This is a genomic window from Blautia caccae (assembly GCF_040095955.1).
Classification (GTDB): Bacteria; Bacillota; Clostridia; order Lachnospirales; family Lachnospiraceae; genus Blautia; species Blautia celeris.
Genome location: NZ_JBBMFP010000029.1, coordinates 51,594 through 67,302, shown reverse-complemented (window position 1 = coordinate 67,302; position 15,709 = coordinate 51,594). Strand labels below are relative to the sequence as shown.

14 protein-coding genes are annotated in these 15,709 nt (G+C 47.7%); all 14 read left to right on the top strand.

The genetic code is table 11. From position 1 onward, the window contains the following. The first annotated feature begins 289 nt into the window (after positions 1-289). The 14 genes from WMO65_RS23175 (at position 290) to murB (ending at position 15,707) form a co-directional block, all read left to right on the top strand. The gene (locus tag WMO65_RS23175; RefSeq protein ID WP_148392881.1) at positions 290-2,008 is read left to right on the top strand and encodes a DUF4091 domain-containing protein; all 1,719 of its coding nucleotides are present in this window, start codon (positions 290-292) and stop codon (positions 2,006-2,008) included. Positions 2,009-2,113: 105 nt separating this feature from the next. Next, the gene (locus tag WMO65_RS23170) at positions 2,114-2,917 is read left to right on the top strand and encodes an Rpn family recombination-promoting nuclease/putative transposase (RefSeq protein ID WP_148392882.1); all 804 of its coding nucleotides are present in this window, start codon (positions 2,114-2,116) and stop codon (positions 2,915-2,917) included. A gap of 128 nt (positions 2,918-3,045) precedes the next feature. Continuing rightward, positions 3,046-3,240 (top strand): hypothetical protein, encoded by a 195-nt coding sequence (locus tag WMO65_RS23165; RefSeq protein ID WP_148392883.1) that lies wholly within the window; start codon positions 3,046-3,048, stop codon positions 3,238-3,240. Positions 3,241-3,826: 586 nt separating this feature from the next. Then, on the top strand, positions 3,827-4,780 hold the full coding sequence (locus tag WMO65_RS23160) for an ABC transporter permease (RefSeq protein ID WP_148392884.1): 954 nt from the start codon (positions 3,827-3,829) through the stop codon (positions 4,778-4,780). A gap of 16 nt (positions 4,781-4,796) precedes the next feature. Next, positions 4,797-5,756 (top strand): carbohydrate ABC transporter permease, encoded by a 960-nt coding sequence (locus WMO65_RS23155; RefSeq protein ID WP_148392885.1) that lies wholly within the window; start codon positions 4,797-4,799, stop codon positions 5,754-5,756. 38 nt (positions 5,757-5,794) lie between these two features. Continuing rightward, positions 5,795-7,291, top strand: a complete 1,497-nt coding sequence (locus WMO65_RS23150) for an ABC transporter substrate-binding protein (RefSeq protein WP_148392886.1) — start codon at positions 5,795-5,797, stop codon at positions 7,289-7,291. A gap of 81 nt (positions 7,292-7,372) precedes the next feature. Then, positions 7,373-8,056 carry a D-lyxose/D-mannose family sugar isomerase gene (locus WMO65_RS23145; RefSeq protein ID WP_033139254.1) on the top strand — a complete coding sequence of 228 codons (684 nt, stop codon included), beginning with the start codon at positions 7,373-7,375 and terminating at the stop codon, positions 8,054-8,056. A 311-nt stretch (positions 8,057-8,367) separates the two neighbouring features. Then, a complete protein-coding gene (locus WMO65_RS23140) occupies positions 8,368-10,836 on the top strand; it encodes a beta-mannosidase (RefSeq protein ID WP_243128827.1) in 2,469 nt (822 codons plus the stop codon). A 202-nt stretch (positions 10,837-11,038) separates the two neighbouring features. Further along, on the top strand, positions 11,039-11,629 hold the full coding sequence (locus WMO65_RS23135; protein WP_033143955.1) for a GTP pyrophosphokinase: 591 nt from the start codon (positions 11,039-11,041) through the stop codon (positions 11,627-11,629). 132 nt (positions 11,630-11,761) lie between these two features. Continuing rightward, complete coding sequence (locus WMO65_RS23130) at positions 11,762-12,253, top strand: SpoVA/SpoVAEb family sporulation membrane protein (protein WP_225305380.1); 492 nt, start codon at positions 11,762-11,764, stop codon at positions 12,251-12,253. Next, the gene (locus tag WMO65_RS23125) at positions 12,250-13,275 is read left to right on the top strand and encodes a stage V sporulation protein AD (RefSeq protein WP_033143954.1); all 1,026 of its coding nucleotides are present in this window, start codon (positions 12,250-12,252) and stop codon (positions 13,273-13,275) included. The genes WMO65_RS23130 and WMO65_RS23125 overlap by 4 nt, the downstream gene beginning before the upstream one ends. A gap of 25 nt (positions 13,276-13,300) precedes the next feature. Continuing rightward, positions 13,301-13,657, top strand: a complete 357-nt coding sequence (gene spoVAE, locus WMO65_RS23120; RefSeq protein ID WP_033143953.1) for a stage V sporulation protein AE — start codon at positions 13,301-13,303, stop codon at positions 13,655-13,657. 147 nt (positions 13,658-13,804) lie between these two features. Next, positions 13,805-14,572, top strand: a complete 768-nt coding sequence (locus WMO65_RS23115; protein ID WP_103732536.1) for a tRNA threonylcarbamoyladenosine dehydratase — start codon at positions 13,805-13,807, stop codon at positions 14,570-14,572. A gap of 223 nt (positions 14,573-14,795) precedes the next feature. Next, positions 14,796-15,707, top strand: coding sequence for a UDP-N-acetylmuramate dehydrogenase (murB, locus tag WMO65_RS23110; RefSeq protein WP_033143398.1), 912 nt, complete (start codon positions 14,796-14,798; stop codon positions 15,705-15,707). Positions 15,708-15,709: the final 2 nt, after the last annotated feature.

Genomic DNA, 15,709 nt, shown 5'->3' with positions numbered 1-15,709 from the left:
TTTTGAATGACGCAGTGGAGGCGGAGATTTTTGAATGACGCAGTGGAGGCGGAGATTTTTGAATGACGCAGTGGAGGCGGAGATTTTTGAATGACGCAGTGGAGGTGGAGATTTTTGAATGACGCAGTGGAGGCGGAGATTTTTGAATGACGCAGCGAAAGATTGGATTTTTTTAAAATTGCGCGGTGCGGAAGGAAATTTTTTAAATACTGCAGTATAGGCAGACAGATTATGTATGGCTGCGAGAAGCAGGATTTGACAGTGTATCATTTTATGAGGAGGAAGACAGATGCATCAGTATCATTTTTGCCTGGGGGACAGCCTGGATAAGATTTTTCCGGGCAGGCCGCCAAAAGACCGGGAAAATCCCTTTCGTGCGGGATGCTTTGCGGGAGAGCGGACTGCATTTCAGATTGCTTATACAATAGATTACCATGATTCCCATATGCTGGAGGAGGACATACAGTTTGAAATAAAAACGCCTCCGGGAATGGAGGTTAAAGTATTCCGGGCAGCCCTGGTGCCCAGTGCCTACCCATGCAGCGGTCTATCCGATGATGACTATCTGACAAAGGAACCGGGCATGTTTCCCGATGTGCTGGTACCGCTGCCTGCCAGTACCGTGCGGGCAGTGCCGGGACAGTGGAGAGCACTTTGGGTGCAGATATGTATTGACCGGGATATGAGACCCGGAAACTATGCGGTGACTGTCTCCGTATCGGTAAAAGATGGGGAAATCCTGTGGAAAAGAGAAGCTGAAATCATGGTACATAGTGGAAAACTGCCGGTACAGCGGCTAATCCATACGGAGTGGCTCCATGCGGACTGTCTGGCGGATTATTATAGAGTCCCTGTCTTTTCCGAACAACATTGGCAGATTCTGAAGAAATTCGTCACTCTTGCAGCAGAGAGCGGAATCAATATGATTTTGACACCATTGTTTACACCACCCATGGATACTGCTGTGGGCGGAGAGCGGACTACCGTTCAGCTCGTAGATGCAGAGCTGACAGAAGAGGGGTGGAAATTCGGCTTTTCCAGGCTGGGAAGATGGATTTCTATGTGCCGGGAATGCGGCATTGTCTGGTTGGAAATGGCACCTTTATTTACCCAGTGGGGTGCCGCCGCGGCTCCGAAGATCATGGCTTTGAAGGAGGGCAGGCAGCAGCAGGTCTTTGGCTGGGATACGGATGCAGCAGGGGAGGAATACCGGTTTTTTCTGATGGAATTTCTGCCCCGGTTAAAGGCGTATCTGCAGAAAAAAGATGTGCTGGAGCATACTTGGTTTCATGTGTCCGACGAGCCGGGCATGAAAGATCTGGACAGCTACCGCAGCGCAGTACAGTGTATGCACAGTGGACTGGGAGACTGCAGGTTTTTGGATGCTTTGAGTGATTTTGAATTTTATCGTCTGGGACTGGTGGAGCACCCTGTGGTTGCCTCTGACCATTTGGAGCCATTTCTGGAAGCGGAAATTCCTGATTTGTGGACATATTACTGCTGTGTCCAGGGAGTGGATGTGAGCAACCGCTTTTTTGCCATGCCTTCAGGGAGAAATAGGATTTTGGGTATCCAGCTCTATCTGTACCGGATGCAGGGATTCCTTCAGTGGGGGTACAATTTTTACAATACCAGATTTTCGCTGCAGCACATTGATCCCTTTGCTGTGACAGACAGTGGTGAAAGTTTTCCGTCAGGAGACGCATTCCTTGTCTACCCCGGACCGGACGGGCATCCCTTTTCCTCAATCCGTCTGGAAGTTTTAAGAGATGCCATGGAGGACCTTCGGGCACTTGAGGCGCTGGAACAGTATACGTCACGGGATTCTGTGGAAGCGCTTATTCGTGAAACAGCGGGAATGGATATTACCTTTAAGAGGTATCCAAAGGAACATGATTTTTTGCTCCGGCTGAGGGGGAGAGTGAACCGGGAGATTTCCTTAAACGCAGAGAGGACGGCAGCCGGTTACTGCTCACACGTCACTGTCCCGCAAGGCAGCCCCCGGTAATGGAACCGTGTTTTGCAAAGAAACAGGTTGCTTATCCGGAGGCTTTAAGCTATAATCATATTACAGACAGGTAACTTCCATGTCATATTCCGCAGGAGGAAACATATGGCAAGGAAGAAATTTGAGGAACTGGATTTATGTGACCCGTTTTTATTTGCGGCAGCGCTGGAAGATGAGGTGATATGCCGTCTGATACTGGAGATGATACTCGGACGACCGATCGCGAAAATAAGAGTCCATGCAGAGCATACGATTTTGTACAGTTCTGATTTCAGAAGCGTACGGCTGGATATTTACGCAAGCGATGAAGTGCAGGTAGAATATGATATCGAAATGCAGAATGAGGACGAGCATAATCTGCCAAAGCGAAGCCGCTATTATCAGGGAGAGATGGACATCACATCCCTGAAACCGGGAGAAGATTTCAAAAGTCTGAGACCCTGCTTTATTATCTTTATCTGCACCTTTGACCCTTTCGGCAAAGGACTGTACCGGTATACGTTTGAAAATAAATGCCTGGAAACGGAGTTGTCTTTAGGTGATGAGGTGCAGAAAATCTTTCTGAACACAAAAGGGATACATACCGAAGGCGTTTCAGAAGAGCTGATACATTTACTGAAGTACATAGAAAACAGCACGGATACATGCGCGGCAGAGGCAAAAAATGTAACCATTCAGAAGATTCACAGCAGAATCAAGGAAATGAAAAAGAATCGGAATCTGGGGGTGAGGTATATGCAGATGGAAGAACTGCTGAAAAAGAGGGAGCAGGAAGGCATTGTGGAAGGTGAGAGACGCTTTGGTGAATTAGCGCTTAAATTATCCGAGACCGGCAGAGAGAAAGAAATCATAGAAGCAGCCTCAAATCCTAAATTACGGCAGGCCTTATATGGGGAGTTTGGCCTCTGATCTGAGCAATTCCAAACAAATCAAAATATCTGCAGGCAAATGTCAATCATTCGCATGTCAGCACGGATACATGCGCAGCAGAGGCAAAAAATGCAACCATTCAGAAGATTCACAGCAGAATCAAGGAAATGAAAAAGAATCGGAATCTGGGGGTAAGGTATATGCAGATGGAAGAACTGCTGAAAAAGAGGGAGCAGGAAGGTGAGAGACGCTTTGGCGAATTAGCGCTTAAATTATTCGAGACCGGCAGAGAGAAAGAAATCATAGAAGCAGCCTCAAATCCAAAATTACGGCAGGCCTTATATCGGGAATTTGGCCTCTGATCTGAGCAATTCCAAACAAATCAAAATGTCTGCAGGCGAATGCCAAGCATTCGCCTGTCAAAAAATTCTATTTATGTTCTATATTAAATTCTAATTAAAATCCCAAAAATCATGAATATGTCATGGAACCTGTCTGTATCAATCCAAAGTATAGAATAAAACCTTATATTTGCAAACTATATTTATAATTATGCAGATTAATCTTTTATAAAACATTTCGTATGCACATAAACCAAAAACAAAAGAATAAGCAGCGCAATAAAAGCCGCAAAAGCAGCCAGATGCGTGAGAATATCAAAAGCCAGATAAATGGTAGCAGCACTTGCAAGCAATACGCACAACCCACCAAACGCAATAGAACCCCCATCCCTGTGTTCCCGTCCCCATGATGCGTTTTTTTCTTCTCTCTAGAATTTCTCCAGTTGACACTATTTTTTCCACTCCCCCGTCTAGAATTCATCCAGGAAACCTACAATTTCTCAACTATAATTTTCCCTTCCCCCAATGTATAGTAAATATATACAAAACAGAACGCCAAAACCCCCGGCCGGCAGGGATTTTGACGGGATGAGAGGGAGGTATTCAATTGAAACAGAAGAAGAAAAAAGAAAAGATAAGCTTCTTCACCCGTGTCAAAACCAACAAAGAACTATTGTTGCTCAGCCTTCCGGGAACCGCGTGGTTTTTCCTGTTTACATATTTGCCGCTGTTTGGTATCCTGGTAGCTTTCAAGAAATTCCGTCTGACCGGAAGCAACTTTTTTACAAGTCTCTTAAGCAGTGAATTTGTAGGATTTGATAATTTCAAGTTCCTGTTTTCCAGCGGTGACGCCTGGATCATTTTGAGAAACACGGTTTTATACAATGCTGCATTCATCATCCTTGGTGTCGTGCTCCCTGTTATCGTGGCATTGATGTTAAATGAACTCCGCAACAAGGGCATGGCTAAAATCTATCAAAGCTCCATGTTTCTGCCCTACTTCCTGTCCTGGGTAGTTGTCAGCTACTGTGTATTCGCATTTTTAAACCCGGAAAAAGGTTATTTTAACTCTGTACTTGCACATTTTGGAATTGATGGAATCTCCTGGTATACCGAGAAATCCATGTGGCCTTTTATCATTATCTTCATGAGCCAGTGGAAGGGCGTCGGTTATAATACCGTCGTATACCTGGCATCCATCTGCGGCATCAACAAGACATACTATGAGGCAGCGGTCCTTGACGGAGCCAGCAAATGGCAGCAGATCAAATACATTACCCTGCCGCTGCTGAAACCGGTTATCACCATTCTGCTGATCATGGCAGTGGGTGGGATCTTCAAGTCGGATTTCGGTCTGTTCTATCAGCTTCCGCAGGATTCCGGTCCTTTATACCCGGTTACCAATGTACTTGACACTTATATTTTCCGTGCCCTGAAGACAAACGGAGAGCTGGGCATGAGTTCTGCGGCAGCGTTATTCCAGTCAACTGTGGGATTTATACTTATCATGATCGCCAACAAGCTTGTATCCAAGGTTGACAGCGAAAACGCACTATTTTAGGAAGGAGGTAAGGAGAATGTCTTCAAAAAGAGAAGAACGTAAAAAGGCAAAAATGATAGAGAAGATGGAGGCAGAGACTTGTGAATACAACAAGGTAAAAAAACCGACCAACGTAGTGCTGAATGTTTTACTTGCAGTTATGTCACTGATCAGTATTCTGCCGTTCATCTTTGTTGTCATCATATCACTGACAGATGAGCAGACCCTGGCAATGAACGGTTACCAGTTTGTACCGGAAAAGCTCAGTCTCTATGCATACCACTATATTATAAGCGCCGGAGAGAATATCCTGCGCAGTTACGGTGTCACAATTCTGGTCACAATTGCCGGAACCGTGATCGGCCTGTTCCTTACCGGAACCTATGCCTATGCGCTGTCCAGAAAAACCTATGCGTTTAAGAAATTTTTTACTACAGTCATCACCATACCCATGCTGTTTTCCGGTGGTATGGTAGCCAACTATCTGATTGTTACAAAGGTGCTGATGCTGAAGGACAGCATATGGGCGCTTATCCTGCCCCTGTGTCTGAACACCTTCAATGTCATTGTACTGAGAACCTTCTTTAAGACCACCATACCGGATTCTGTAGTGGAATCTGCCAAGATTGACGGTGCTTCTGAGTGGAGGCTGTTTTTCAAGATCGTCATCCCCATGGCAATGCCGGGACTGGCGACCATCGGGCTTTTCCTTACATTGGGCTACTGGAATGACTGGTTTAATGCTATGATGTATATAGACAGCCAGAACCTGATACCCCTTCAGTATCTGCTGATCAAGATTGAAAGTTCCATTGACTGGCTGGCCAGCAATAAGGCCATGATGGGCATCAATGGAATTCAGATAGCGCAGAACATGCCGAAAGAGACCATTAAAATGGCAATCGTTGTTATTTCAACCCTGCCAATCATCTTTGCTTACCCCTTCTTCCAGAGGTATTTTGTAAATGGTCTGACGATTGGTGCGGTGAAAGAGTAAGAAACGATGAAAGTGAAACATTTGAGGAGGAGAATAGAATGAAATATAGAATCGTAAAACGTGCCCTGGCAGTTTCTCTGGCAGCAGCAATGACAGCAGGAATGCTGTCCGGCTGCGGCAAGAAGACAGAGACAAATGAAAAGGGAGAGGAAGTTGTTGAACTTGTCTGGTATCAGGTGGGGGACGCACAGAAAGACGCACCTGACGTAATAGAAAAAGTCAATGAGTACACAGAGGAGAAAATCGGAGTCAAGATCAAAGTAAACAATGTGGCATGGGGCGATTACAACCAGAAAATGCAGGTGGTCATCAACACAGGTGATGACTGGGATATGTGCTTTACCTGTTCCTGGGCAAATGATTATCTGCAGAACGCCCAGAAGGGCGCCTTTCTGGAACTGGATGACCTTCTGAAAGAAGAAGGCAAGGAAATTTATGACACCATTGATGAGCGTTTCTGGGAAGCAGCAAAAGTGGGGGGCAAAACATACGGTGTGCCCAGTGAAAAAGAGATCGGAAGCTGCCCCATGTGGGTATTTACCAAAGAATACGTGGACAAATACAACATCCCGTATGAAGAGATCGAGACACTGGAAGATCTGGAACCATGGCTGAAGGTGATCAAAGAGAATGAGCCGGATGTGGTTCCGTTCTATCTCACAAAAGATTACTCAGCGCCTACCTACATGGACAAGATCCAGGACCCTGTCGGCATTGAATACGGCGATGATACTCTTACGGTCAAAAATGTATTTGAGACAGACAGGATGAAATCCACTCTGAAAACCATGAGAAAATATTATGAGGCAGGTTATATCAACAAAGACGCCGCAACCGCGACCGATGATAAATCCATCAAACGTTTTGTGACAAAAGGTGACGGACAGCCTTATGCAGAACTGACCTGGGGCAAGGTTTTAGGATATGAGGTAGTCGCCAGTCCCATTATGGATACCCAGGTAACAAACGCGTCTGCCCGCGGTGCTCTGACAGCCATCAACAAAAACTCCGCGCATCCGGAAAAGGCTATGGAATTCCTGAACCTGGTCAACACAGATGAATACCTGAGGAATCTCTTGAACTATGGTATTGAAGGCGTCCACTGGACAAAGGCAGAGCCCACAGCAGAAGAAAAGGCAGCGGCAGAGGGAAAAGATTATATTTATGACACAAAAGTAAAACTGGAACCGGCTGCAAACAAAGACTACGCAGTGCCGTATTGGGTACAGGGCGGATTATTTAACACTTATGTACTGGAGAATGAGCCCCTTGACAAATGGAACACATTTAAAGAATTCAATGATGCCACCCAGGAAGCCCCGTCCTTTGGATTTGACTTCGATCTGGAATCGGTGAGCACCCAGGTGGCAGGCTTCAGAAATGTGCTGGATGAGTTTGGAAAATCCCTGTACACAGGAAGCGTGGACCCTGACGAATATCTGCCGAAACTCCAGGAAAAGCTGGAGGCAACAGGTATCCAGGAAGTCATTGACGAGATGCAGAAACAGATTGACGAGTGGAAAGCCACAAAGTAAACAGACAGTCAGATTACCGGGTTACCTGATCATGCGGAAAGCGGTCAGGTGCCCGGAATCAGAAAGGGACAAAGTAGAGCGATGAAAAGATCCGAGATTAACGCGGCTTTAAAAGAGATGGAAGCCATGATCCAGAAACACGGTTTTGCCCTCCCTCCGTTCTGCGGTTTTACTCCAAAGGACTGGGAGCAGAAGGGCCATGCATACGACGAGATCCGTGACAATATGCTGGGGTGGGATATTACAGATTATGGACTGGGAAGATTTGATGAAGTGGGATTTTCCCTGATCACACTGCGAAACGGCAACCTGAAGAACAACAAATATACAAAGACATATGCGGAAAAGCTTCTCTATATCAGGGAAGGCCAGATGGCGCCCATGCATTTTCACTGGGATAAGATGGAGGATATTATCAACAGGGGCGGAGGAAATGTGCTGATTCGCGTCTACAACTCCACAGAGGACGGGCAGTTTGCGGATACGGATGTGACGGTAAACTGCGATGGCAGAGAATTTACGGTTCCTGCAGGGACACAGGTGAGGCTGCAGCCCGGGGAGAGCATTACGGTCTATCCCTATATGTACCATGATTTTGAGCTGGAGCCGGGAACTGGCCCTGTACTTTTGGGCGAAGTCTCCATGTGCAATGATGATGAGAACGACAACCGTTTCTATGAGCCCATCGGCAGATTCCCCGAGATTGAGGAGGATGAACCGCCGTACCGCCTGCTCTGCACGGAATATCCCAGAGCAGAAGGATGATCTGCAGGTAAAAAAGGAAAATAAGCGCCCGCTTACATTGAGCAGGGCGCTTATTTTGAAGCAATGGAAAAGACATAGTATCATATAAGGAGCAGGTTATGGAAATACAACATTTAGATACCCGTAACAAAATGCAGGAACACAGCAGAGCTGCGGAGCAAATACAGGAATATAGCAGAGCTGCGGAGCAAATGCAGAAACACAGCAGAGCTGCGGAGCAAATGCAGAAATACAGCAGAGCTGTGGCGAGGATACAGAGCCCCTGCAGAACATCCGAAGAGACAGACACACAACTCTGCACAGTATGGCAGATGCGTGAGCTTGGCAGCACTACCTGGCTGGATGCTGTTGTCCCGGGTACGGTATATACAGATTTACTTAGAAACGGCCGGATGGACGATCCGTTCTGGAAAGACAATGAGGACAGGATCTGTGCCCTCATGGAAAAAGATTATGAATACCGGTGCCGGTTTACCTTACTTCCGGGAATGCTGGAAAATCACAGGGTTGTCCTTCATTTTGACGGTCTGGATACACTTGCAGACATTTATGTAAACCAAATACATGCCGGTAAAGCTTTCAACATGCACCGAACCTGGGAATTTGATGTGAAGGGTATCCTGCAGGAAGGAGAAAATGAGATACGGGTGATCTTTCATTCCCCGCTGCAATACATTGCCAAAGCCCATAAAAAATACGGAAATATAGGAAATGACGATACATTTGAAGGTTTTATGCACCTCAGAAAAGCCCACTATATGTTTGGCTGGGACTGGGGCGCCCATCTTCCGGACGCAGGTATATTCCGCCCCGTCTCCCTTCTCGGCATCCGTGAAGCCAGAATCGACAGTGTATACATACAGCAGAATCATACACAGGGAAAGGTCCGCCTCTCCTTTCAGGTAGAAACCGAATGGTCTGCCGGAGTGATCTCAGAAGAATCACCACGCCCCTGCAGTCCCGAACTTACCTATACAGTCCACATGACAGAACCGGGCGGCAGGACCTGGATTCTGGAGGATTCCCCCCAAGAGCTGACCATTGACAACCCAAAACTATGGTGGGTCAACAACCTGGGCAGCCAGCCTCTCTACCACGTCTGCGTCACACTCCTGTATCAGGGAAGTACACTGGATATATGGGAACAAAAAATCGGCCTTCGGCAGGTCACCATGCTGCGAAAGAAAGACCGGTGGGGCGAGAGCTTCGCTCATCAGTTAAACGGCAGGGCCATATTTGCCATGGGAGCAGATTATATCCCGGAGGACCATCTTCTGGGCAGGACCTGCAGGGAAAAGACAAGAAAACTGCTGGAAGCCTGCCGGGAGGCCAACTTCAACGTCATTCGTGTCTGGGGCGGAGGCTGCTACCCGGAAGACTGGTTCTATGAACTGTGCGATGAGATGGGATTTTTGGTCTGGCAGGATTTTATGTTTGCCTGTTCGGTCTATGAGCTGACCCCTGAGTTTGAGGAAAACATCCGGCGGGAATTTGCAGACAATATAAAGAGAATCCGGCATCACGCTTCCCTGGGTCTGTGGTGCGGCAACAATGAGATGGAAATGTTCGTGGATGAGAGGTGCTGGGTGACAAAACCGTCGGAGGTGAGAGATTACCTGTTCATGTATGAACGCATTCTCCCCGAAGTCCTGGCAAAATACGATCCCCAGACCTTTTACTGGCCGGCCAGCCCATCCTCGGGAGGTTCCTTTGACAATCCCAATGACCCGAACAGAGGGGATGTGCATTACTGGAAGGTCTGGCATGGCGGCCGTCCTTTTTCTGAGTACCGGAAACATTTTTTCCGTTATGCTTCTGAATTCGGTTTTCAGGCATTTCCCTTTAAAAAGACTCTGGAGCAGATCACGGACGACCCGGATGACTTTAACATTTTTTCCTATGTGATGGAAAAGCACCAGAGAAATTACGGTGCAAACGGAAAAATCATGAATTATCTGCAGCAGACCTACCGCTACCCCACAGAATTTACCACCATTCTCTATGCCTCCCAGCTTCTCCAGGCAGATGCCATCCGCTATGGGGTGGAGCATTTTCGCAGAAACAGGGGAAGATGTATGGGAGCCGTGTACTGGCAGTTAAATGACTGCTGGCCTGTGGTATCCTGGTCCTCTGTTGATTACTGCGGCAGGTGGAAGGCACTTCACTATTATGCCAGGCGCTTTTTTGCCCCGGTGATGATCTCCTGCCGGGAGGAGGGCTGGATGACCCGGGAGGCCAATATGAACCGGCAGCATTTTACATTTGAAAAATCCATCCGTCTGAATGTGGTGAACGAGACCTTAAAAGACAGGCAGATCAAAGTCTGCTGGCAGCTCCGTGACAGTAAGGCAGCGGTTCTTCGCCGGGAGGAGCAGGTGATCGCAGTGCCGGCTCTCACGGCAGTCTGGATGGATAAGACAGAGCTTCCGGATGTGGATGTCTTTGAACAATATGTCAGCTTCCAGGCTTTTGAAGTAAACTGCGGGACACCGGAAAAAGAGGACAGCGCCGGGGCAAAAGCTCTGTCAGAGGGCACGGTTATCTTTTCCTATCCGAAATATTTCCGGTATGAGAATCCCCGTCTTACCTGGGAAATAGAGGGAAATAAGATCAGAGTCTCTGCGTCCGCCTATGCCAAGAGTGTGGAGATCCTCAATGAGACGGAAGACCTTATCCTCTCTGACAATTATTTTGATCTGAACGGAGATACCAAAGAGGTGGAGATCCTGTCCGGAAATGCAGATACGCTCAGACTTCGCAGCGTATATGATATCCGTTAAAGCTTCTGCTTCACAAAATCTGTACCCGGCAGAGCGCTTCGTGATGCAGTACCTGGCGGGACAGCGGTGCGTAAACAGTAAGAGTTTATAAGCCTTTTAGAAAAAGTTCAGCCCAGCTTTATTTATGGATCAGCCGGTTTATGTTATAGTAAAGGGAGCGGGCAGACAGGGGGATGGTCTGCCTATATAAGGAGGACGGAGTATGACTAATGAACAATATTACGATTTAATTGTTCCCTATCAGGATGCGCTTAACCTTTTTAAGGCCAGGCTGGATGTGCTGAACCATTCCATGTATGGCAGTGCGTCTCATCCGATTCACAATATCCAGTCCAGAATCAAGCAGAAACAGAGTATTGAGGAGAAACTGGAGCGCATGGAACTGAGCGCCAGCTTTACAAATGCCAAGGAAAACCTTCAGGACATTGCAGGTGCCAGGGTAATCTGCTATTTTGAGAGAGACGTGGAGCTGCTGGCAGAGCAGTTAAAAAAACAGAGCGATCTCATATTGATCAAAGAAAAAGACTACATTGCCAATCCGAAACAGAACGGTTACCGGAGCTATCACATGGTTCTGGGCATTCAGGTCTGCACCATTGACAGTACGGAATACTATCCGGTTGAAGTACAGATCAGAACCATTGGCATGGATTTCTGGGCCAGCATGGAGCACCGGGTGTGCTATAAACAGGAGCGTGAAGACAAAGAGGAGATTCAGAAGGAACTCCTCAGATATGCAAAAATTTTAAAAGAAATCGAAGAGGGATTTGAGCAGTACAATGACAGGCGCTGACGATTCTTCTGCTGAGGCAGATCTTAATATAAGCGGATCTGCCTCTTTTTTTATAATTTTTTCCAGCACATATTTTTCCCGTAACATTCTCATACTATCAGAAAGCTTCCAAATCAGGAAGCAGGAAAAAGGATGGTGAAAGTTATGGCAACTGCGGCGGAGCAGGAAAAACAGAAAAAAGCCAAAGAATATGAAAAATATGTAAAACAGGTGACACCCACCCACAGCCTGTTTAAAAACATGTGCCGTGCCTTTCTCTGCGGCGGCGCAATCTGTGTACTGGGGCAGGGAATCATGAACTTCTGCATGAGTCAGGGACTGGACAAGGAAATCAGCGGCGGCTGGACTTCCCTGATCCTGGTGCTTTTAAGTGTACTCTGTACAGGATTTAATATTTATCCGAAAATAGCCAAATGGGGCGGTGCTGGTACGCTGGTACCTATCACCGGTTTTGCCAATTCTGTGGCAGCACCGGCTATTGAATACCAGAAAGAGGGACAGGTATTTGGAATCGGATGCAAGATCTTTATCATAGCAGGTCCGGTTATCCTTTACGGTATACTGACCTCCGCGGCTTTGGGGGCTATCTATTACGTTCTTAAATTATGGGGGATTGTGGGATGACAGAAGTAAGAAAACAGACCATCGGCAAACAGAGCATTCAGTTTGAACATGCAGTTCATATTCTAAGCGGAGCCTCCATAGTGGGGAAAAAGGAAGGGGACGGCCCTCTGGGAAAATGTTTTGACGTGATAGGCGGGGAGGACGGCATGTTCGGGTGCCAGTCCTGGGAGGAGGCAGAGAGTGTCCTTCAAAAAGAAGCCGTCAGCATGGCAATCGGAAAGGCAGAGCTGGAGAACTGGCAGATCCGCACCATCTACGTGGGTGATCTTCTGGCACAGACCATTGCCTCCTCTTTTGGCATCATAGGGTTTGACACGCCTGTGTATGGGCTGTACGGCGCCTGCGCCACCATGGGGGAAGCACTCTCTCTGTCCTCCATGTCCGTTGCCGCGGGATACGGTGACTATGTGGTGGCAGTGACATCCAGCCATTTCGGCAGCGCGGAGAAAGAATTCCGTTTTCCTCTCGGATACGGAAACCAGCGGCCTCTGTCCGCCACCTGGACAGTGACGGGAAGCGGAGCCTGCGTACTTGGAACAAAAGGCGGTAAGGCACGGATCACAGGGATCACTACAGGCAAGATCATTGATTTCGGACTTAAGGATTCTCTGAATATGGGGGCATGTATGGCTCCGGCTGCCTGTGATACCATTTACCAGAATATGATGGACTTTAACCGCATGCCTGAGGACTACGACAGGATCATCACAGGTGACCTGGGCGAGGTTGGGCAGCACATTCTCTTTGATATGATGAAAGAAAAGGGGTTTGATATTGAGAAACAGCATATGGACTGCGGCATTGAGATCTATGACAAGGAGTCCCAGGACACACATGCCGGTGGCAGCGGCTGTGGCTGTTCCGCTGTGACCTTTGCCTCCTATATCCTTCCCAAGATTGAGAAGGGGGAGTGGAAACGTGTTCTTTTTGTTCCCACAGGGGCATTATTGTCAAAGGTCAGCTACAACGAGGGGAAAAGTGTGCCCGGAATTGCGCAGGCTGTTGTGGTGGAGCATTGCTAAAACAGGATAACAGGAGGCAGTAAATATGGATTATATCAATGCATTTTGGGTAGGAGGGCTGATCTGTGCCCTGGTTCAGATACTTTTAGACAAGACAAAGCTGCTGCCGGGCCGTGTTATGGTGCTGCTGGTATGTACCGGAGCCGTACTGGGGTCTGTGGGCATTTACAACAAGCTCATGGATTTTGCCGGCGCAGGTGCCAGCGTCCCCCTTTTGGGATTCGGCAACCTGCTCTGGAAAGGTGTAAAAAAAGCCATCGGTGAGCAGGGCTTCATCGGCATCTTCATGGGAGGCTTCACATCCAGCGCCGTGGGAATCTCCGCAGCCCTCATTTTCGCCTATTTGGCCAGCCTTATTTTTAAACCTAAGATGAAAAACTAGTTCTATACAATTGATAGATTTAATAGTATAATGAAGAATAACGGCGAGCCCGGGAAGTAAGCCCGGGAAGCGAGCCGTTATTCGATACGGCTTGACTACAGTCAGGGCAGTACATTGAGAACTTTTTACTTAGGAGGAACCGCAAGTATGCTGCATGCATTTTCCCGTTCAGAAGGATTAATAGGAAAAGAGGGGCTGGAGATTCTTGCCGATTCCAAGGTCGCGGTGTTTGGCCTGGGCGGTGTGGGGTCTTATGTGGTTGAGGCGCTGGCAAGAGCCGGTGTGGGAAACCTGATTCTGGTGGACCACGATGAGGTTGCAGTGACCAACCTGAACAGACAGCTGGTGGCGCTGCGCTCTACGATCGGAAGGAAAAAGGTACAGGTTGCCAAAGAACGCATTGCAGATATCAATGAGGATGCAGTGGTCCATACCTATGAGACTTTTTTCTCAGCTGAGACAGCCGGTTTATTTGATTTTTCCAGCTATGACTATATTGTGGACGCAGTGGACACTGTCTCTGCCAAGATCCTTCTCATTGAGAAGGCAAAAGCCTGCAATAAGCCGGTCATATCCTGTATGGGAACCGGAAACAAACTGGACCCGTCCTGTTTTCAGATTGCGGATATTGCGAAGACCAGTGTGTGCCCTCTGGCAAAGGTCATGCGCACGGAATTGAAAAAGAGAAAAATAAAGAAGGTTAAGGTGCTTTTCTCCACGGAAATCGCGCCAAAAGAAAAAAAACGCCGGATGGGCCTGAAAGAAGAAAAGGTACAGACGGAAGAGACCAGGCCGTCCACAGGAAGGCCGGTGCCCTCCAGTATATCCTTTGTTCCGGGAGTTGCCGGACTGATGATCGCCGGAGAGGTGATAAAAGATTTAATCGGGATGAGACAGAAGACAGACAGAAAATAAAATGTTACTGTTCACTGCGTGCCCAGCAACACGCTTCGCGATGCACAGATATGGAGCATTCTGCTCCATATCGCGCTGGCTGCCTCGGGATTTTCATGCCTTCGGCCTGAAAACACCTCGGGGGATAGTGGCGTGTGAACAGTAACAATAAAATTTCTGTCTGAAACTGTTTTAGCTGTGTCATATTGGATTTCCATAATATTATCAAGCAAGAGGTAAGAAAGTGAATAAAAAAATAGAGAATGAGTTTTGTCAGTGTCTGGGCAGTGACAATGTCAATGTCTGTGAACCAATGAAAAAGCATACAACATTTCGCATTGGAGGGCCTGCGGAATACTACCTGCGTCCTCACAGCGTGGATGAACTGCGGAAGATTTTACATATCTGTAAAAGGGAGAATCTGCCGTTTTTCATTTTGGGCAATGGAAGTAATCTGCTTGTAAGTGATAAAGGGTACAATGGTGTTGTCATTCAGCTCTGGAAGAATATGAGTGACATAGAAGTGAACCACGACGTCATCAGGGCAAAGGCCGGAGCACTTCTCTCAAAAATCGCAGTGGTGGCTCTGGAGCACAGCCTGGCCGGATTTGCGTTTGCCAGCGGCATTCCCGGAACTCTGGGAGGCGCTGTAGTGATGAACGCAGGCGCTTACGGCGGGGAGATGAAGGATGTACTGGAGGAAGTCACCGTTATGGATGCGGACGGCAATGTAATCCGCCTGAAACGTGAGGAACTGAATCTGGGGTACCGGACAAGTATCGTAAAAGAAAAAGGATATATTGTGCTGGAGGCTGTCATCAGGCTGAACAAAGGTGAGGCATCCCATATTAAGGAGCAGATGGATGACTTCAAAGAGCGCCGTACCAGCAAACAGCCGCTGGATATGCCCAGTGCCGGAAGTACCTTCAAGCGGCCGGAGGGATATTTTGCAGGAAAACTGATCATGGATACAGGTCTGCGCGGCTTTCAGGTGGGCGGAGCGCAGATTTCCGAGAAGCACTGCGGTTTTGTTGTCAATACCGGAGATGCCACAGCGGAGGATGTGAAGAACCTGATAGAGGAAGTACAGAAGAGAGTCAGGGAGAAATTCGGCGTCACACTTGAGCCGGAAGTAAAATTCCTGGGTGAGTTTTGACA